An 18,617-nucleotide genomic window follows, 5' to 3' on the forward strand; every position below is an offset into this window, starting at 1 on the left:
ATGGCGAGAATCGTCCACTATCTCAACCAGTTCTTCGGAGGACTGGGCGGCGAGGACCAGGCAGGCATGGCCCCGGTCGCCGAATCGGGTCCGGTGGGAAGCGGTCGGGGGCTGACCCGCTTCCTGGAAGGCGATGACCGGATCGTGGGGACGGTCATCGGCGGTGACAACCACATGGCGCAGGGCGGTAGCGGCGCGGTGGACGAGGTGATCGGGTTGATCTCCCGGTTCGATCCCGATGTCGTTGTGGCCGGACCGGCCTTCGGATCCGGGCGGTACGGCCTGGCCTGCGGCGCCGTTTGCAAGGCGGTGACCGAGCAACTCGGCGTACCGGCGCTCACCGGACTCCATCCGGACAGCCCGGGCGCCGCCGAGTACCGGGCATGGGTCCCGATCCTCGCCACCGCCGAGACTGCCGCCGGGATGACTGCCGCACTCGGACGCCTCGCGCATCTGGCGTCCAAACTGGGTCGGGGTGAGACACTTGGCGACGCCGCGGCGGAAGGCACCCTTACCAAAGGGCTCCGTCGCAACACGTTCGAGGACCTGCGCGGTTCCACCCGGGCGATCGACATGCTGCTGGCGAAGATGCGCGGAGGGTCCTTCGCAACGGAGTGGCCGCTCCCCAGCTACGAGCCCGCTGAGGCCTCCGAGCCGATCGCTAGCGGTGCCTCCTTCCGGTTGGCGCTGGTGACCGAGGCGGGGATGGTCCCGGCGGGCAACCCCGACCGGCTGCCATCTGGATGGGCGACCGACTGGATGACATACCCGATCCAGGACCGCGAAGGCTTCGCCGAGGGCGAGTTCGAGTCGGTGCATGGTGGCATCGACACCAGCTTCGCCAACCAGGACCCCGACCGCCAGGTGCCGCTCGACGCCGCCCGGTCCATGGAGCAGGAGGGCCGGCTGAGCCTCCACGCCGACCTGCTGAGCACGACGGGCAATATGGGCACCCTGCGCGACATGTCCCGCATCGGCGCCGAGATGGGACGAGCCCTGATCGCCGACGGGGTTCAGGCCGCGATCGTAGGATCGACCTGAGGGACGGGAACGCGTAGCGGGTCTACGCTCGCCAAGTCGATCGAGAACCAGGGTATTCCGGCGGCGCTGGTCACGGCATTGGTTCCGCTGGCCGAGTCCGTGGGCGTTCTCCGGATCGTCCAGGGCAAGGCCGTCACCCATCCCTTCGGGGACCCCGAACTCGACGTGGCCGACGAGATGGAGTATCGCCGCCGAGTCGTTGAGACCGCCATCTCGGCACTCGAGGCCGAGGTCTCGGAGCCCACGGTCTTCGACGTCCAGGCAGTGTCCTAGGTCGCGCCGGGCACGAACCGCAACCTTGCTTTCAGGGCGGTCCGGACATCAGACCGTCGCGTCCCGCGGCTCGTGTCCCGAATTCTTGGTTCGTCCGGTTTGTGGCCAGGCGAACGGCGCATCGACCGGTCCGGATCGATCTTGACATAGAGCCGGGGCCGGTTATCCGGCCACAAGAGGGTTGAACATGTCACACCCCCGTTATAGGTTGTTTGATAACCGTAATTACCAGCGGCTCCGAGTCGACCGGGCCGTGTCAGGGATCAAATCGTCCGAGGCCCCGATCCGGGCAGGGCGGAACGCGCCTCGGACCAAGGTGGTGGCGGCAGGGGGCGGGCCCAGCGGGGTGTCCGGTTGCCGCGATTTTCGCGTTCTTTTCCCGCACAGGGCACTAGACACCGATCTTGTAGATGCTCGCGGCAGAACCGCCGAGGATCGCTTCCATCTCCTCGTCCGAGAACGGAGGGGCACCCCGCCGGGCGGCCACCTCGTTGACGCTCCGGTACACGTCCGGGACGGTTGACTCCTCCCGACCCGTGCGTACCTTGTCGCTGTTGTTGGACCCGTACAGCACGCGGTCGAGAGCTGACAGCGACCGGAACATCTCCAGCGCCCCGTAGAGGGGCTCCGGCCCCATTTCCGAGTAGTGGTACATGTCGGCGTAGAAGTTGGGGTGTTTCGCGACCATGAGGATGCACTGGTCGATCCACGGGACCCCGAGCGCCACGATCAGTTTCAGATCTCGGAAGCGGCGACCGACCTCGTCGATGAGCACCGGATCGGCGTGTACCAGCTTGGCGGTGATGGTCGGGGTCCAGCCCGTAAAGATGTGTACCGGGACATCGAGTTCGATCAACCGCTCGTAGATGGGGTCGAGCCGGCGATCGTTGGGCGAGTAGTGCTGGTAGGACGCCACCAGCTTGACGGCGCGGAAGTCCAGTTCCAGGACACACCGGTCGATCTCCTCCAGCGCCGCCGCGACATCGCGGATCGGGTCGACGCAGACGACGCCTTTGAGCCGATCCGGGAACATCGCGACCTGCTCGGCCGTGTAGTCGTTGGGGACGAACACCTCGTGCTCCTCCGGGAAGTCCGGGTGCCACGTCGTGCGGCGGAGATCGGCGCCCTGCACCAGACCCACGTCGACACCGGAGCGGTCCAGCAGGTCGACCATCCAGGCCCCGTCGGTCGACCCGAAGACGCCCCCGTAAGGGCGGTATATCTCGGTCATCCACCAGTCGGGGACCTGGCTGGGCGTCTCGGTCAGATGAAGATGGCAATCAACCGTGACCATCTATCCCTCTCCCGTTCCTGACCGGTCTTCGATCATGTACCGCTCCAGCATTTCTAGACGGGCCTAGACCTGGATGAACTCGAGCCAGTTGCCCTCCGGATCCTGGAAGTAGACCACGCCCCAATCGTCACCCTCCGGGGTCTTGGCAAAGATCGGATCCGTGACAAAGGAAACCCCCTTGCCGGCCAGATCCTCGTGAGCCTTGACAAGATCGTCCACCAGGAAGCAGACGTGGGTCGCGCCGAGTTTGTTCAGCCCGACATGGCCGTCGGTCGATACGGGTTCGAGGTACTGGATGAGTTCGAGCATGTGGCCGTCATCCCCGAGACCGAGAAATGTCTCGACCCGGCGCGCTCCCGGTATTCCGGCGTGATCACCTTCGGGTCCCGCCTCCATCTCGTAGCGTTCGAGGACGGTCAGGCCGAGATCCTCCGTGTAGAACCGCAGCATCTCGTCTAGATCTCGTACCACGATTCCCGAGTGGTTGAGACTGGTGATCACTGCGCGCCCTTTGATCGTGGTAACGCCCGCATGCTAGACCGAGGGTGGCAGGGTGACCGGATCACTCGTCCGTTCGAGACCTAGGTCCGCCGGGTTCGGGTTGGAACGGGCCGTCGCGAGCTTCGAGAAACGCCCTGATCCCTCCCCGGCGATATGCCTCGTGGAGGTGCCAGACCTCGGACGAATCGCCGGAAGCGTGAGCCATGGTCGCGAGGAACGCCATCACGTTGTGGGCATTCCGCAGTCCCATCGCCTCCAGGCCATAGGTGGTGATCGCCTTGTTTAGCCGCACCGAGTCGGCCGGCACCATGGCGATCCTCGTCGCCAGGGCGTGGGCCCGCTCCAGCAACTCGTCGGCCGGCACCACCTCGTTCACAATCCCCATCCGCAGTGCCTCCGCGGCGTCGAAGTGGTCGCCGGTGAGCGTGTAGCGGTGGGCGTTCTTCCACCCGGCCAGCAGGGCGAACAGGATGGACGAACTCGATATCCCTCGGACCTCCGGCTGGCCGAAGGTCGCGTCCTCGGAGGCAATCGTGATGTCCGAGCACAACGCGTACCAGAACCCTCCGCCGAGGCACCATCCGTTGACCGCGGCGATGACCGGGGTCGAGAGCTCCATGACATGCGTGAAGCCCTCCACGCTCCTCTGACTGGTGTCGAGCCACTGGCGCAGCGTGGCGGCGGTGGTGGCATCGTCACCTGGGACTTCCTCGTCGAAGTCGTAGCCCGCGGAGAACGCCCGTCCTGCTCCGGTCAGCACGATCGCCCTGATGGCCGGATCGGCATCGGCCTCGTCGAGCGCCTGGTGGAGCTCCCGTTCGAGCCCGTGCGATAGCGCGTTCATCGCCTCCGGACGGTCAAGCGTGACGGTGGCCACCGCACCGCCCCGGCTGAACCTGACGAACTCGTAATCCAACTCGGCGCCTTCCATCCACGAGACCCCGCCTGACCACGATGTGCGACATGTCAGCGGGGCAGATGACGCAGCCCGCCGACACGCAGGACAGCCGGTTAAATCGACGTTCCTCACCCTATCAGCGGCCCGGTTGGTGCCCGAGCCGCCAGAAGAACGCGAAAATCGCGCCGACCGGCCACCCCGCAGGGCCCTCCCCCGCCGCCACCACCTTGGTCCGAGGCGCGTGCCGCCCTGCCCGGATGGGGCGCCTCGAACGATTTGATCCCTCACACGGCCCGGTCGACTCGGAGCCGCTGGTAATTACGGTTATTCAACAACCTATAACGGAGGTGTGACATGTTCAACCCCCTTGCGCGGATCGGCGTCGGTCGGTGGCCGGTGGGAAGCGAGAACCCTCTTCGCAGCGGCGGCTGACCTCGTGGCGCCTGATCGACAACCGGGCCGGTTTCAGGGCACTAGGAATGCGGCCGGCCGGCTGTACACTCGCCGCGTTCGCGCCGGGGAGCAGACCGTATGTTGGAAGATCTGGGAGTCGAGGGGTTCGTCGGGACACCGTTTCACAAGCGGACGGCCGCAGCCGTAGAGACATCTTCGTGGTTCCCGTGGCCGCCCTACATCGTGCCCGACATCTATACCGACTTCCGGGAGGAACTGGCGGCGATGCGGACGGCCGCCACCCTCAACGAGATGTCTCCCCTCTCAAAGACCCGCATCCGCGGCCCCGACGCCTCCCGGCTGGCGGACCGGATCCTTCCCCGCAACGCCATGGCGCAGGACGTGGGCCAGATCCTCTACTCGCCGTGGTGCAACGAGGAAGGCAGGATGGTCGCCGACGGCCTGGTCTTCCGCTTCGGCGAGGAGGAGTACGTGTTCGTGGCCGGGCCCCAGGAGCAGTGGTTCACGATGAACGCGGGCGGGCTCGACGTGGAGGTCGAGGACATCAGCCCGTCGATCGGCATCCTCGCCCTTCAAGGACCCAGGTCGACCGAGGTCCTGGAGCGCGCGACCGGCCAGGACTGGTCCTCTCTGGGCTTCTCCCGGATCAGGAAGACCGAGATAGGCGGAGCGAGCGTGGATGTGAGCCGGCAGGGCTTCACCGGCGAGGTCGGCTACGAGCTGTGGGTGTCGCCGGAGGGCGCATGCCCGATGTGGGACGCCCTGATTGACGTAGGAGAGGAATTCGGCCTTCGCCCCGCCGGCGAGTACGCGATCGATATCGCCCGGGTGGAAGCCGGCCTCCTGATCATCGGGGCCGACTACATGGGAGCCGGTCCCGATCCGACCCCGCCCGTCGACGACCCCTCTCAGATGCGGGAGTGCTCCCCTTTCGAGCTCCGATTGGGTCGCTTCGTCGACTTCGACAAGCCGGACTTCGTGGGGCGGCAGGCCCTGATGGACGAGCAGGCCGCCGGGGGCGCCCCTCGGCGGATGGTCGGGGTCAGTATCGACTGGCGGGCGATGCTGGAGCATCAGCTCGAACGGGGCGAATTCGTGGAGATGTTCCCCCGGGTCCACGACATGCCATTGCCGGTGATCGACTCGGGTAATCGGGTCGGATACGCCACGAGCGTCACCTGGGGACCGTCGGTCGGGATGCTGATCGGCCTCGGCCACATCGACAGGCCGTCAGCCAACCTGGGAGCACAACTATCCGTGCTGTGGTCAGCCGCCGGTCAGACAGTCGAGATCGCCGCCGAGGTCGTCCCCCTACCGTTCAGACCCCACCGGCGCGCTTGAACCGCGGGAGGACCGGACCTAGCAGCGAACATGCTGTCGTGCTCTCGAGAAGCACCGCCGAACTTACCCCTTCGGAAGCCGCCCGGATCAGGGCCCTGCTCGACGGGGCATTCGAGGGCAGGTTCACGGATGCCCTCTGGGGGCAGGCAATCGGAGGAGTGCATTTCTTCGTCGAAGAGGACGGCGTCCCGATCTCCCACGCCTCGGTCGTTCCTCGCCTCCTTGCCGTTCGCGACCGTGAGATCAACACCGGGTACGTCGAGGCGGTCGGCACGCGGCATCGCAATCGGGGCAAGGGCCTGGCCCGGAGGGTCCTCGCGGCGGCCCGGCGTCACATCGACGACACGTACGAGCTCGGAGCCTTGCATTCCGTGCTGCCCACCTTCTACGAGCACCTGGGCTGGGAGCGCTGGCGGGGCCCCACCTTCGTGCGGACGGATTCGGGTCTGAGGCGGACCGAAACGGACGACGGGTGCATCCATATCTGGCGCGTCGCGGCCACGCCCGCCCTCGACCTCGATGAGCCGATCAGCTGCGAGTGGCGTCCCGGCTTCGTCTGGTAACGGCGTCTGGTAGTCCCCGTAAGTAAGGTCCGATCCGATGGATGATCGACCGGCGGCGCAGGAACCTCGTTTCGGGGTTGTCGTGCCTTCCAGCGGGGCCCTCGCCCAACCGGAATCCATAGTCGCCGTCGCCCGCCGGGCGGACGAGGCGGGGTTCGACTCGATCTGGGCGATCGACCACATCGTCATCCCGGCCTCAGGCGTCTACGTCTTCGGCGAGGACGTCTACGAGCAGTTGGTGGTGCTCGCCCATCTGGCAGCGGTCACCCATCGGGTCCGGCTGGGCACGAGCGTCATGGTGGTGCCCTACCGCAACCCCATCGTCGCGGCCAAGATGCTCGCCACCATCGATGCGTTGTCGGGCGGGCGGCTGATCCTCGGAGTGGGGTCGGGGTGGCTCGAGGAGGAATTCGACGCGCTCGGCGCCGAATACGCATCCCGCGGTGCGGCAACGGATGAGGCGCTGGACACCTTCGTCAGCCTGTGGACGCGCCGCGACGAAGGCCAGTCGGCAAGGTTCGGGGATATCCGGTTCGCGCCGACACCGGTCCAAGAACCTCATCCGCCCATCCTCATCGGCGGCAACAGCCGCCGCGCCATCCGGCGGGCGGTGGAACTGGGACAGGGCTGGCACCCCACGACGGTTCTCAGCGAGGCTGAGCTCGTCACGCTCGGCGACCATTTGCAGACGAGTTGGCAGGCGGCGGGACGCCGGGGGAAGCCCGAGATAGCGCTTGGGATCCCCGTCTTCGTCACGGACACGCCGCCGGATCCCGAGGAGACCTGGCTGGGAGCGCGGATGGTGGCGGGACCGCCGGAGGAAGTCGTTGCCGAGCTCCGGAGGCTCGCCGGGTTCGTGACGCATTTCGTCATCCACGTGGTGGCCCACACCCGAGAACAGTTGTTCGCCCAGCTCGATCTGATAGCCCGGGACGTCCTTCCAGGCGCTCGGCTACGCTCGTAAACCGGCGCGGTGAGGAGGACAGGACCCATGGCTCGGGATTTCGTTCGTGCCTTCAACGAGAACATCGGCGTGAACGCATCGGGCCGGCTCCAGGTCGAGGACGTGGACGCCACCGAACTCGCCGAGAGGTTCGGAACGCCGCTCTACGTCATCTCGGAGAACCAGATCTACGCCAACGTCAAGAAGTGGCACGATGCGTTCGCGTCGCGGTATCCCCGGTCCGAGATCCTCTTCGCCACCAAAGCCAACAACAACCTCACCGTGAGGCGCATCTTCACCCTGGCCGGGGCCGGAGGAGACGCGTTCGGTCCGGGTGAGCTGTACCTGACAATGCTCGCCGGTACCGATCCTGATCGAGTCGTTCTCAACGGATTCAACAAGCGGGATGAGGAGATCCGGATGGCCATCGAGGCCGGCGCCGCCATCCATCTCGATGCCCCAGACGAGCTCGATGATGTGATCCGGGTGGCTCGCGACCTCGGGATGAGAGCCCGCATCGGGATGCGGACGAGGCTGTTGTTGCACGACCTCGACGATGTGGAGGCGGACTGGCCGCCCGGGATCAAGATCGGGCCGGGAGTCCGCGAGATCAACAAGTTCGGGATCGCCCTCGACGATCTCGAGGCCGTGTGCGAGAACGCCCTCCGGGAACCCGACCTCGAGCTCGTCGGGTTCCACCACCACGCCGGTCGCTGGGCGCCCGACCTGAGGGTCCACGAGGCGGTCGTGAAGGACCAGATGGAGGCCGCCGCAGCGCTCAAGGACCGGCTCGGATGGGTACCGGAATACTTCGATTTCGGCGGCGGCTTCGCGTGGGGAAGGCCGGAAGGTCACGGGCCCATGGGATTCGACCGGGGCTCGCCGACCGCCGAGGAGTTCGCCGAGGTGATGACGGCGCGCTTCCGAGAGGGGCTCGACGCCCACGGCCTCGGCGAGCCCCGGCTGATGATCGAGCCCGGACGCGGGATCTCATCCGACATCGGCATCCTCCTGTCCACGGTCGGCATCAGGAAATCGTTCTCGGACGTAGGCCAGACCTGGATCGGGCTCGATGCCAGCGAGAACCACCTGCTCAACATCCTGTCGGGCGGCTTCTACTACCACCCGGTCGTGACGGATCGGGTCAACGAGACGCCCACCGAGACGGTCAACCTGGGAGATCCGCTGTGCTGGTTCGGCAACCTCGCCCTCAACGTCCAGCTCCCGCATGTGGAGCGTGGCGACGTCGTGGCCTTCCTGGACACCGGCGCCTATTGCGAGAGCAAGAGCCTGCAGTTCAACGCGATGCCCCGTCCGGCAACGGTGCTGGTCTCGGGCTCGAGGACCGAGCTTATCACCGAGCGGGAGGTGCTCCAGGACGTCACGAGGCGCTTCCGCCTGCCCGCCCGTCTGATGCCCCAGCCGACCTCACCCGCCGATGCGATCGCCGAGCTGAACAGGACCTGACCGCCCTTCATGCGATGAAAGAGAGAGCCCATGCCCACCAATGGCCCAAGCTCCGAGTTGGTTCTCCACTGGCCCGGTAGTCCGCCGTCCTTCAACCCGTTCTCCAACCTGTCGATGCCGAGCTGGTTCCCCATCTGGTTCATCTTCGACCAGCTCGTCAACCTCGACGGCGAAGCTCGGGTCGGTCCCCAGCTTGCCGAGAGTTGGGACGTTTCGGCTGACGGGCGCCGGTACACCTTTCACCTTCGCCGTGATGTGACCTGGCACGACGGCGCACCCTTCAGCGCGGAGGACGTCGCCTTCACGTACACGATGCTCGTCGATCCCAGGTCCACCAGCCGTTACCAGTCGCTGGCGCTCCCGATCAAGGGCGCCGAGGCGTACGCCGCGGGAGACGCCGCCACGGTCGAGGGCATCAGCGTCGTAGACGACCACACGGTGGTGATGGAGCTCGCCGAACCGCACTTCGGCTTCCTCGCGACGATGGCCTTCCCGATCGTCCCGAAGCACATCCTCGAGGGCGTAGCGAAGGGCGAACGGGTCGAGGACACGGAGTGGTCCCTCCGATCACCGGTCGGAACCGGGCCCTTCCGGATCTCCTCGTACGAGCCCGGGGGCGACGCCGCCTTCGTCGCCAACGAGGCGTACTGGGGCGGGATCCCGAACCTCGACGGCGTGGTGCTTCGCAGGCTCGACGACGAGGCCGCGCTCGTGGCGTTCGCCGCCGGGGATATCGACGTCATGTTCATCGACGCGCTCGATGCCGACCGGGTGAGAGAGCGGCCCGGTGCAAGAGTCGAGGCGTTCCGGACGTGCGAATGGCGGACGATCATCTTCAACTTCAGCCATCCGGCGCTGGGCGACCGGAGGGTGCGCGAGGCGGTCGTCCGCGCCATCGACCGCGAGACCATCGTCAGCGACGTCTACAGGGGAATGGGCGAGGTGGTCGGCTCGCCGCTCATCATGCCCGAGTGGGCGGTGAACCACCGCCTCGACTCCCAGTACCCGTACGACCCCGAGGGTGCCAGGGCGCTGCTCGCCCAAGCCGGGTTCGCCGAAGGTTTCAAGGTCGATCTGGTCACGGGCCCGGGCGCCATCCCGGCTCGTCACAATGCTCCGTTCCTGGGAGAGGTCCAGCGTTACCTCGCCGACGTCGGCATAGACCTCGTGCTCAACATCAAGCCGATCATCGAGTACGTCGACGACTACGAGAACTCCCGTTTCGACGTGTACACCTGCTGCGGTGCTTCCGGCCCCGACCCGGACTTCACCGCGATCTACTTTCACTCGTCGTCGATGCCGCCGAAGGGATCCAACGGCGCGCGCTATGTCAGCGCAGAAGCCGACGCTCTACTGCGACTCGGCCGGACGACCGCCGATCCTGAGGAGCGGGCCGCCGTCTACCACCGCTATGCCGAGGTGCTGACCCACGATCTGCCGTGGGTGGCCCTGTGGCACGAGAACCGGGTCCTGGCGCTGAACGAGGGCGTCGGCGGAGACTTCACCGAGCTGGGCATGTCGTGGCTGCCGGGGACGATTCCGGGATCGTGGCAATGGACCAAGAACGGGGCTGGCTGAGCGAGCCAGTCCCTGGTGGGGCAACGGTCGAGTACATCACCGCTGTCCACGACGCTCAATAATCGCTGCGATCCCTGCCGTTGCGATCGGCCATGATCGCCGCCGCGCAGTTGTAGCCGGGCGCCCCGGTCACCTCGCCGCCGGGATGCGTGCCGGCGCCGCACAGGTACAGCCCGGCGACGGGGCTCCGCCATCCACCCGAACCCGGGAAGGGTCGTCCGGTGAAGAACTGGCCGGGGAGGTGGTCACCGTGATGGATGTCACCGACCACCATGCCCAGCCTGTGCTCCAGGTCGGCCGGCGTGAAGAGGACGTAGTCGACGAGGGCGCTGCGGAAGTTGGGCACGTACTCGGTGATCCGATCGATCAGGTCCTCCGCGACGGGGGTGCGGAGATCGCTCCACTTGCCATTCCTGGGAACCGGCGGCGCGTACAGGACGAGAGCCGAGACCGCGTGGCCGCCCGGTGGCGCGCCGGCCGGGTCGAGCGCGGTGTGCGTTCCCAGCTGGATGACGGGGTCCCTCGCCGGGCGGCCGGCGGCGCAGTCCTCCCAGGCCGAGATGTAGTGGTCGATCGACCGGGTGATCCTCATGTACGACCCGGCGACCGGATCATGGTCGGGACCCAGGTAGCGTGAGAGGTCCATCGGTTCCCGAAGCCCCGCGTGCAGCTTGAGGTAGCCGATCGTGCTCGAGAACCCCTCCACCCTGCCGAGAAACGACGGCGGCAATGCACCGGGGTCGACCAGCCGCGTGTAGGTCGCCCGCGGGCTCAGGTTGGACACGACGATGCCGGCATCGAGCCTGCGCCCGTCCGCTAACTCGACCCCGGCCGCTCCCCGACCGTCCACCAGGATGCGCTTCACCGGGGCATCGGTCGTAATCTCCGCCCCTGCCCCGACTGCCGCCTCAGCCATCACCGAGGCGAGAGCGCCCATGCCGCCGACCGGAAGCCCGGCCCAGTCCGGGTCCAGCGGTACCGAGGCCCAAGCAGCTTCGAGCGGCGATCCGGGCTGGCGCGGATCGGCAGGCGCCGCGATGTAGGCGCCCTGGACGGCCTCATCGGCAAAGTGATCCCTCACGAGCGATGCCATGTCCGCCGTCCGAAGGGTGTCGTACAGGTCGGGATCGCCCAACAGGACAGACCGGGCACGCAACTCCGACTCGGACGGAGGCTCGCGCAACACGAACGGCTCGTAGAGCGCACCCGCCCGCTCCCACAATGCCGACCAGTCCGCCAGACAAGCCGACGACCCCGGCGAGAAGGCCTCGAGCTCGGCGGCGGTGCGGCGCAGGTCACTCCACTGCTTCAGGGCGCGGCCGTCGGGATAGAGCCGCAGCACGGTCGGCTCCGGCTTGCGAACGGTGACACGTCCCGCGAGCCCCATGTCCCGGATCACCGGTCGTTGCAGGCCCCACAGCCGGAACGCGCACGTGGAGAAGCGGAACCCGTCGATGAGTTCTTCGGTGGCGAGAGCGCCGCCCACGAGGCTCCGCGCCTCGAGAACCCGCACTCGGAGTCCGGCACGCGCCAGGTAGAACGCCGCCACCAACCCGTTGTGCCCGGCGCCCACGATGACGACATCGGCGCCGGTCCTCGTCGAGCCCCTCACGGGCGTCAGCCCACGATCGGCCAGGTGGTGAAGCTCCCGGGACCCACCTCACTCTCGAAGCGGGAAGCGGCTGCATCGATCCGGCGATACGCCTCCGCCGCGTCGAAGCGGGTGAAGCGACCCCCTTCGTAGACGGCTTCCCCGTCGATGATGACCGTGTCGACCGTGCGGGATTGGCGGTAGAACACCAGGCTGTCGACGGGATCCTGGAACCGTGGGTGCGATTCGGGCCGGTCCAGCGAGTGGATCACGATGTCGGCGCGCTTGCCGACCTCCAACGACCCGATCTCGTCCGCCATGCCCAGCGCCGCCGCCCCGTGCAGGGTCGCCATCTCAAGGATCGTCTCCCCCGTGAACACCGGCATCTCGTTGCGGACCTCGCGGAATCCGACCGCGGCGAGGTACATCTGCCGCCCGACGTCGCGCCGTGCGCTCACTCCGTCGGACCCGAGGGCGACCGTCAGACCGGCCCGCACCATCTCCGGGAATCTGCCCATCCGCAGGGCGCCCATGCCCCGGCGCACCGAGGCCGTGGGGCAGTGCACGACGTGGGTGCCCGACTCGATCGTCAGCTCCAGCTCACGCTCGTCGAGGTGGATCATGTGCGCCAGCGTGAGCCCCGGCCCGAGGATTCCTAGATCGGCGAGGTGTTCGAGGGGCCGCTTTCCGTGCTCGTCGAGCGAGGCGCTGACCTCCTCGGGTCCCCAGGACTGATGCATGATCATGGGCACCCGGTGCTCGTCTGCCAGCTCCCTGGCGCGGACCAGAAGTTCGTCCGTGTTCCGTCCGCTGCCGAACAGGTTGACTACGCCTTTCACCCGCCGGTCGCTGTGGAAAGGGTGGTCCTCGATCTGGCGTCGCAGCCGTTCGAGCGCCTCCCCGGTGGTCACCCCGAGGATGTCGATCTCCGACTGCGGCATCGATCCGAATCGCGGGTCCTCGAGCTCGTCGGCATCGATCTCGAGGTTGCCGTCGATGAGGAAGTGGCCGGGGAAGCCCCGGATACCGACCATCTCGAGGGCGCGCACCTCGTCTTCCAGCCAGAAGGCGCTTCCTGTGTCGGCGAACATCGTCGTGCCGTTGGCGACCATCTCCATGGACGAGATGAGCGTGCCGAAGTGGTCCATCTCCGGCGAGCGGGCATCCCAGAGGGCCAGCTCCAGATCGCTCCAGTCGGCGGTGTCCTTGGGCGCGAAGCCGCGGATCAACTCCTGGCTGTTGACGTGAACGTGGCCGTCGATGAATCCGGGGTGGACGAGGGCGCCCCGCAGATCGCGTTCCGCTGTGCCGTCCGGCACCGTGACCTCGCCGTCCGGTCCGATGTCGACGATCCGGCCGTTGCCGATCGCGATCGAACCGTCCAGCAGGATACGCCGATCGGGATCCATGGTGATGATGTGACCGTGCCGCAGCACGGTGTCCACACCCGTCGCCGCACGCTCCTCGCCGGAAGCCGTCATGTCACAGGCAGCCTCCCCCTGCCGCCTACGACCCGACTAGCCAGCGGCGAGGGTTGTCGTGGGTGATCTTCTTGATCGTCTCTTCGGAAATACCCAGGTCGCGCAGCGCAGGGAGGAACGTCTCAGAGAGATACACGAAGCCGGGACCGCCGTGGATCTTGAATTGAGGGAACTTGCAGGTGTCGTGGGAGAGGAGGACATAGTCCTCAAGGCCCTTGTCGACCAGCTCCTTCACGGTGTTCATGATGTGCTCCTCGAAGGCCGCCAGGTCACTGTATTGACCACAGTTGTCGAACATGACGAGGGCCCCTCGAGCGATGAGACCCTCGAGGAAGTCCATGTGGGGATAGGAATCGCAGTGGCCGACCGCGACCCGCGACATGTCGACATCCTCTTCCTCGAAGATCGTCAGGATGTCGGGCGCGACGGGGCCGATGGCGTGGATGGCGCCCAGGGCCAGTCCGGTTTCCTTGTGGGCCCGCGCCGCCGCCCGCAGCACCCTCTCCTCCGCCGGAGCGACCCAGGTCTTCTCCACACCGATCTCGCCGATCACACCGGGCTTGATGCCGGTCCCGTCGACTCCCTCGGTAATCTCCGCGACGAGCTGGTCGGCGAGCGATCCGGCCGTACGTTTCTCGATAACATCCTCGGCCCGGTAGTAGTTGCCCCGGTACCACCCGCAGCCCATCACGATCTGGACGCCCGTGTTCTCGGAGAGCTTGCGCAGGCGCTCCGGCGACCTGCCGATGTCCGGTACAGTCAGGTCGACGAGAGTGGTTCCTCCCAGTTCTCCGAACGCCGCGACCTCGGCGGTGACGACGCGGTCGTCGTCGAACTGGTCGGGGAAGTCGTAGCGGTGCGCCGCCTGGCGCAGCTGGCAATAGGGATGCTCATGGGGAAGCACGTAGCCGAGTTCGTCCGCCGGTACAGGTCCCAGAACGGTCATCACGCTTCCCGGCTCCGACATGATCCCTCTCCTGGGTCGCTGGCTGACACCGCGACAGTAAACGGGCCCAGGTCGGCGAGTCAACCGGTTCCGCACGCCGCCGATCCGGGCTCGCCCGGTCGCGTTCTCGGGCAGGAGGACGTCACGGAAGGCCCGCCGTGACGGGCAGGCTCGTCGTGGGCGTCGAAGGTCCCGGAACGCCTGCTCGCGACTGGTCCGTCGAGCGCGACCTGCTCGATGCGGCGGGCGCCGCCCTCGTGACATCCATCTGCGCGAGCGAGGAGGAAGCGGCCGCAGCCTTGCGCGACGCCGACGCCGGACTCGTCCACACCAGCCCGATCACCGGGGTGATCCTGGACGCCGCCTCGAAATGCCGTGCCTTGATCCTCGGTGGCGTCGGCCACGAGCACGTAGACCTGGAGCTCGCCTCCGAGCGCGGCATTGCGGTCGCCAACGTGCCTGACTACTGCGTCGAGGAAGTGTCGGATCACGCCCTCGCGCTGCTTCTGGCCCTCGCCAGGGGCCTCATCCCTTTGGACGCGAGCAGCCGCCGCGGCGAGTGGGACCATCGGGGCGGGGGCAGGCTGGCACGCATTAGAGGATGCCGGCTCGGTCTCTACGGATTCGGCCGCATCGCGCGCCGGCTCGCGGAGAAGGCGCGTGGTATCGGGCTCGCGGTCATGGCGTTCGACCCGTACGTAGACCACTCCGAGATGCGAGACACCTCGGTGATGCCGGCGGAGAGCCTGGCCCAGCTTCTCGGCTCCTCGGACTTCGTGTCGCTGCACACCCATCAGACCCCGGAGACGGAACACGTGATCAACGCCGACTCGATCCGGCTGATGAAACCGGGCGCCCGGCTCGTCAACGTGTCGCGTGGCGCCTTGATCGAGGAGGGAGCGCTCTACGAGGCCCTCCGCTCCGGGCACCTCGCCGGGGCGGCACTCGACGTAATGGCGGTGGAGCCGTTCGACACGCGCAGCCCGCTCCTGGAGCTCGACAACCTGGTCGTGACACCACATGCCGCGTGGTATTCGGAGCAGTCGAAACGCGAACTGAGCAGGAAGATGGCCGGCGCAGCGATCCAGGCCCTGCGAGGCGAGCTTCCCGACTACACGATCAACACGCCGGCTGGGCGACGCTTCTCATGGCTCGATTCGTGACGTGCCGGAGCCGGGCAGCACCTGGTCAGGGGGTCTTTGGATCGTGTGAAACAGTGTGGTGGAGCTGAGGGGATTTGAACCCCTGACCCCCTCGTTGCGAACGAGGTGCTCTGCCGAACTGAGCTACAGCCCCTGGAGGAGCGTCCATTCTACCCACCTGTGCGGCGCGGAGAACGCAAACGGGAGGTCGGTTCAGCCGGGTCCTCGCCGGGTGCGGAAAGCGGCGATGTCCTGGCGGAGGCGGTCTGCGATCAGGGCCGAGGTCAGGTCGGCCCGGCTCCGTTCGGTGAGGCTGCGGGCGACATCGGTGGTACGGCGCAGTCCGCCGGTCATTCCGTCCGGATAGTCGAGCGATGCCAGCAGGTCCACCACCTCATCCATGAGCTCAAGCAGCCGCTCCGCCCCGGTGAAGTCCTCCCGCCGCAGCTGATCGAGGAGCCTCCGCCTCAACTCCCCCACCGCTTCACCCAAGCCGTTGAGATAGGGCGCCATGCGCGTTCCGAGCTCAGCGGCCGAGGGGAGCTCTTCTCCGCGGGCCATGGCCAGGAACAGACGGGCCTCGGCATACTCCTTGGCCGCATCGTTGAGGATCCCGATCTTGATGTCGGGATGGTCCGCGATGGCTGCGGTCGATTCGGCCAGCAACTCCCCGGCCTTGGCCAGAATCGCTCCGGCTTCTTCCAACTGTCCCCGATGGCCGGCCCGGATCGCCTTGGCGGAGAACCGGATGACCCTCCGCCCATTAACGATGGCCACTTCCCGCGCCGCGAACTTCGGATCCAACTCGGCTCGCGCCGCGTTCTCGATAGAGGACAGGCTCGGTTTGCTTAGCGGGATTGCACGACCCTTATCACCGAGTGGTCGCGGGTGGGAGGAACGTAGTCGTGGTCGGCGTCGAATAGAGCATTCACATCCTCGCGGAATGCCCGCAGCCGGCGCAGCATCGTGACGTACCAGACGAACACCGCATCCATGACGATGTGTATCAGGATCATCCACAGGCTGTTGAGCACGAACCAGCCGGCGAGGCTGGCCACGGCGGCGCATAGGAGAACCAGCACTGCGCGGCGCCGGCGGGCCAGCACCGCCTCTCGATGGGAAACGGCGTTGCCTGCATCGCCGGACCGGGCCAGGACCCGCCCTATCGTCCCACCGAATCCGGCTTCCGAGTTAGACGGCTCGAGGGACCTGAAGTCGGGGCGGGTGGGGCTATGAGCGGCGCGATCAGCCCACCATCTCGGTATGAGGAACATCGCCCATACAGCCGCAACCGCTAGAAAGAGTGCCCAAGGCATCGTCGAGGCGCCTCCCGCGATCCGCTACCGAGGGAGAGCCTATATCCGCGTATTACCAATGCCAAGGATTTCGCGATCTGGTATCCGGCACGGGCGATGCGGCGCCGGTGAGCTACCCGCCGAGCCCCGGGGCCGACCATTCTCCCGAGCGCCCGCCCACCTTGTGCAGTAGGCGCACACCCTCGATCCGGGCACCCCTCTCCACCCCCTTGATCATGTCGTACAGGGTCAGCGCCGCCACGGCCGCCGCGGTCATGGCCTCCATCTCCACCCCGGTCCGGTCGGCGTTGCGCACCGTGGTCCGGATCCGGGCCGTAGAGGAGATCCTCTCTATCTCGACCGCGACCTCGGACAGCGAGATCGGATGGCACAGCGGGATGAGATCCGAGGTCCTCTTGGCGCCCATGATCCCGGCCAGGCGGGCCGTGCCGATGGCGTCTCCCTTGGGCAGGGCTCCCTCGAAGATCAGGTCGAGCGTGGCGTCGGACATTGACACCGTCGCCTCCGCCGTGGCCCGACGTTCCGTAACCGGCTTATCCCCGACATCCACCATTTTCGCCCGGCCCCGGGCGTCGGTATGGGTCAGCCCTCCCTCACCCACCGAGAACCTCCGAAGCGGTACGGGCCTCCGGCGACCGGAACAGCTCGATGGGAACCGGATCGCCGGCCCGGACCCAGCCGGTGCCCACGGGGATGACCGCGAAGGCATCGGCCCGGGCGAGCGCGGAGAGAACGTTGGACGACTGCGCACCGCTGCTCCGCACCAGCGTCACCCCGTCCTCGATCTCGGTGACCACCCTGGTGAAGACCGTCTTGGCCGGATCGGTGCGCCAGGTCTCGGCCGACCGGGCCACGGCCCGGGCGCGGAACACCGACCGGCAGCCCATCATGCGCAAGAGGGCGGGGCGGGCGAACTGCTCGAACGCCACCATCACCGATACGGGGTTGCCGGGCAGGCCCAGCAGCGGCGTCCCCTCGATGTGGCCGAAGGCGAAGGGCTTGGCGGGCTGCATCGCCACCTTCCAGAAGTCGATGGTTCCGAGCTCCCGGAGGATGATCTTCACGAGGTCGTACTCGCCCATCGACACGCCGCCCGAGGTGAGCACCATGTCGGCCTTGGCGGCGCCTTGCTCCAGGGTGTTGCGCAGCGTGTCGGCGTCATCCCCCACGATGCCCAGGTCGACGATCTCGACCCCCAACTCGTCCAGCATGGCTGCCAGGAGCGGGCGGTTGGTGTCCCGGATCTGGCCTGGACCCAGGTTGGCGGTCTCCGGCGGCAGGACCTCGTCCCCGGTGGACAGCATCGCCACCCTGGGCCGGCGATGGACTCTCGGACTCACCCCCAACGACGCGAGCACGGCCAGGTGCGGGGGTGTGAGCCGCTCGCCGGCGGCGAACACCGGCTCCCCGGCCGCCAGGTCTCCCCCGGCGGGACGCACCGCCGTGCCGGTCGGCGTGGCCGCCATGATCCGGACCCCGTCCGGCAGGGGCTCCGTGTCCTCGACCTTGACCACGGTATCGGCGCCGTCGGGGATGGGCGCGCCGGTCATGATCTTGATCGCCGCGCCGGAGCGGACGGCCTGCTGCGCCACATGGCCGGCCGGAACGTCCTCGAGCAGCCCCAGGGTCACCGGCGCCTCCTCGACATCGGCGCCCAGCACCGCGTACCCGTCCATGGCCGAATTGGTGAAGGGTGGAACGTCGTGGGGCGCCACCACCGGGCTCGCCAGGCCCAGCCCCAGAGCATCCCACACGGGAAGCTCGACCACCGGAAGGGAGGAAACACCGGCCAGCACGTCTCGTTGGGCCTTCTCTAGCGAGCGCATGG

General features: G+C 67.2%; 17 protein-coding genes and 1 tRNA gene. 7 read left to right on the forward strand and 11 right to left on the reverse strand.

Translation table 11 applies throughout. The features are described from left to right. The gene (locus tag ACOQPD_RS05225; protein ID WP_420613852.1) at positions 1-1,314 is read left to right on the forward strand and encodes a glycine/betaine/sarcosine/D-proline family reductase selenoprotein B; all 1,314 of its coding nucleotides are present in this window, start codon (positions 1-3) and stop codon (positions 1,312-1,314) included. A 391-nt stretch (positions 1,315-1,705) separates the two neighbouring features. On the opposite strand, the gene ACOQPD_RS05230 is transcribed toward ACOQPD_RS05225, so the two are convergent. From ACOQPD_RS05230 to ACOQPD_RS05240, 3 genes are all read right to left on the reverse strand, one after another. Then, entirely contained in the window at positions 1,706-2,608 is a 903-nt protein-coding gene (locus ACOQPD_RS05230) for an amidohydrolase family protein (protein WP_420613853.1), read from the reverse strand. A 63-nt stretch (positions 2,609-2,671) separates the two neighbouring features. Further along, complete coding sequence (locus ACOQPD_RS05235; RefSeq protein WP_420613854.1) at positions 2,672-3,109, reverse strand: VOC family protein; 438 nt, start codon at positions 3,107-3,109, stop codon at positions 2,672-2,674. Positions 3,110-3,170: 61 nt separating this feature from the next. Further along, entirely contained in the window at positions 3,171-4,040 is an 870-nt protein-coding gene (locus ACOQPD_RS05240) for an enoyl-CoA hydratase/isomerase family protein (protein ID WP_420613855.1), read from the reverse strand. A gap of 498 nt (positions 4,041-4,538) precedes the next feature. Between ACOQPD_RS05240 and ACOQPD_RS05245 the strand changes: the two genes are divergently transcribed. The 5 genes from ACOQPD_RS05245 to ACOQPD_RS05265 are packed head-to-tail and all read left to right on the forward strand — an operon-like array spanning position 4,539 to position 10,313. Beyond that, entirely contained in the window at positions 4,539-5,762 is a 1,224-nt protein-coding gene (locus tag ACOQPD_RS05245; protein ID WP_420613856.1) for an aminomethyltransferase family protein, read from the forward strand. 38 nt (positions 5,763-5,800) lie between these two features. After that, a complete protein-coding gene (locus ACOQPD_RS05250) occupies positions 5,801-6,325 on the forward strand; it encodes a GNAT family N-acetyltransferase (RefSeq protein WP_420613857.1) in 525 nt (174 codons plus the stop codon). Positions 6,326-6,362: 37 nt separating this feature from the next. Continuing rightward, entirely contained in the window at positions 6,363-7,289 is a 927-nt protein-coding gene (locus ACOQPD_RS05255) for a TIGR03619 family F420-dependent LLM class oxidoreductase (RefSeq protein WP_420613858.1), read from the forward strand. Positions 7,290-7,316: 27 nt separating this feature from the next. Then, complete coding sequence (locus ACOQPD_RS05260) at positions 7,317-8,735, forward strand: diaminopimelate decarboxylase family protein (protein ID WP_420613859.1); 1,419 nt, start codon at positions 7,317-7,319, stop codon at positions 8,733-8,735. 30 nt (positions 8,736-8,765) lie between these two features. Further along, entirely contained in the window at positions 8,766-10,313 is a 1,548-nt protein-coding gene (locus tag ACOQPD_RS05265) for an ABC transporter substrate-binding protein (RefSeq protein WP_420613860.1), read from the forward strand. Positions 10,314-10,368: 55 nt separating this feature from the next. Here ACOQPD_RS05265 and ACOQPD_RS05270 read toward each other — a convergent pair whose 3' ends face one another. The 3 genes from ACOQPD_RS05270 to ACOQPD_RS05280 are packed head-to-tail and all read right to left on the reverse strand — an operon-like array spanning position 10,369 to position 14,352. Beyond that, positions 10,369-11,925, reverse strand: a complete 1,557-nt coding sequence (locus tag ACOQPD_RS05270; protein ID WP_420613861.1) for a phytoene desaturase family protein — start codon at positions 11,923-11,925, stop codon at positions 10,369-10,371. A gap of 5 nt (positions 11,926-11,930) precedes the next feature. Continuing rightward, positions 11,931-13,385, reverse strand: coding sequence for an amidohydrolase family protein (locus ACOQPD_RS05275; protein WP_420613862.1), 1,455 nt, complete (start codon positions 13,383-13,385; stop codon positions 11,931-11,933). Positions 13,386-13,410: 25 nt separating this feature from the next. Then, a complete protein-coding gene (locus tag ACOQPD_RS05280) occupies positions 13,411-14,352 on the reverse strand; it encodes a phosphotriesterase family protein (protein WP_420613863.1) in 942 nt (313 codons plus the stop codon). Between the two features lie 137 nt (positions 14,353-14,489). Between ACOQPD_RS05280 and ACOQPD_RS05285 the strand changes: the two genes are divergently transcribed. Then, entirely contained in the window at positions 14,490-15,494 is a 1,005-nt protein-coding gene (locus tag ACOQPD_RS05285; RefSeq protein ID WP_420613864.1) for a C-terminal binding protein, read from the forward strand. A 56-nt stretch (positions 15,495-15,550) separates the two neighbouring features. On the opposite strand, the gene ACOQPD_RS05290 is transcribed toward ACOQPD_RS05285, so the two are convergent. The 5 genes from ACOQPD_RS05290 to glp all read right to left on the reverse strand — a co-directional run bounded on the left by ACOQPD_RS05290 (position 15,551) and on the right by glp (position 18,615). Then, positions 15,551-15,627, reverse strand: a tRNA-Ala gene (locus ACOQPD_RS05290). A 59-nt stretch (positions 15,628-15,686) separates the two neighbouring features. Then, positions 15,687-16,277, reverse strand: a complete 591-nt coding sequence (locus tag ACOQPD_RS05295) for a haloacid dehalogenase (protein ID WP_420613865.1) — start codon at positions 16,275-16,277, stop codon at positions 15,687-15,689. Between the two features lie 44 nt (positions 16,278-16,321). Further along, a complete protein-coding gene (locus ACOQPD_RS05300) occupies positions 16,322-16,789 on the reverse strand; it encodes a hypothetical protein (RefSeq protein WP_420613866.1) in 468 nt (155 codons plus the stop codon). 112 nt (positions 16,790-16,901) lie between these two features. Further along, positions 16,902-17,390 carry a cyclic pyranopterin monophosphate synthase MoaC gene (gene moaC, locus ACOQPD_RS05305; RefSeq protein WP_420613867.1) on the reverse strand — a complete coding sequence of 163 codons (489 nt, stop codon included), beginning with the start codon at positions 17,388-17,390 and terminating at the stop codon, positions 16,902-16,904. Further along, complete coding sequence (glp, locus tag ACOQPD_RS05310) at positions 17,383-18,615, reverse strand: gephyrin-like molybdotransferase Glp (protein ID WP_420613868.1); 1,233 nt, start codon at positions 18,613-18,615, stop codon at positions 17,383-17,385. The genes moaC and glp overlap by 8 nt, the downstream gene beginning before the upstream one ends. Positions 18,616-18,617 lie beyond the last annotated feature (2 nt).

Source organism: Candidatus Spongiisocius sp., assembly GCF_965221825.1.
Lineage (GTDB): Bacteria > Actinomycetota > Acidimicrobiia > Spongiisociales > Spongiisociaceae > Spongiisocius.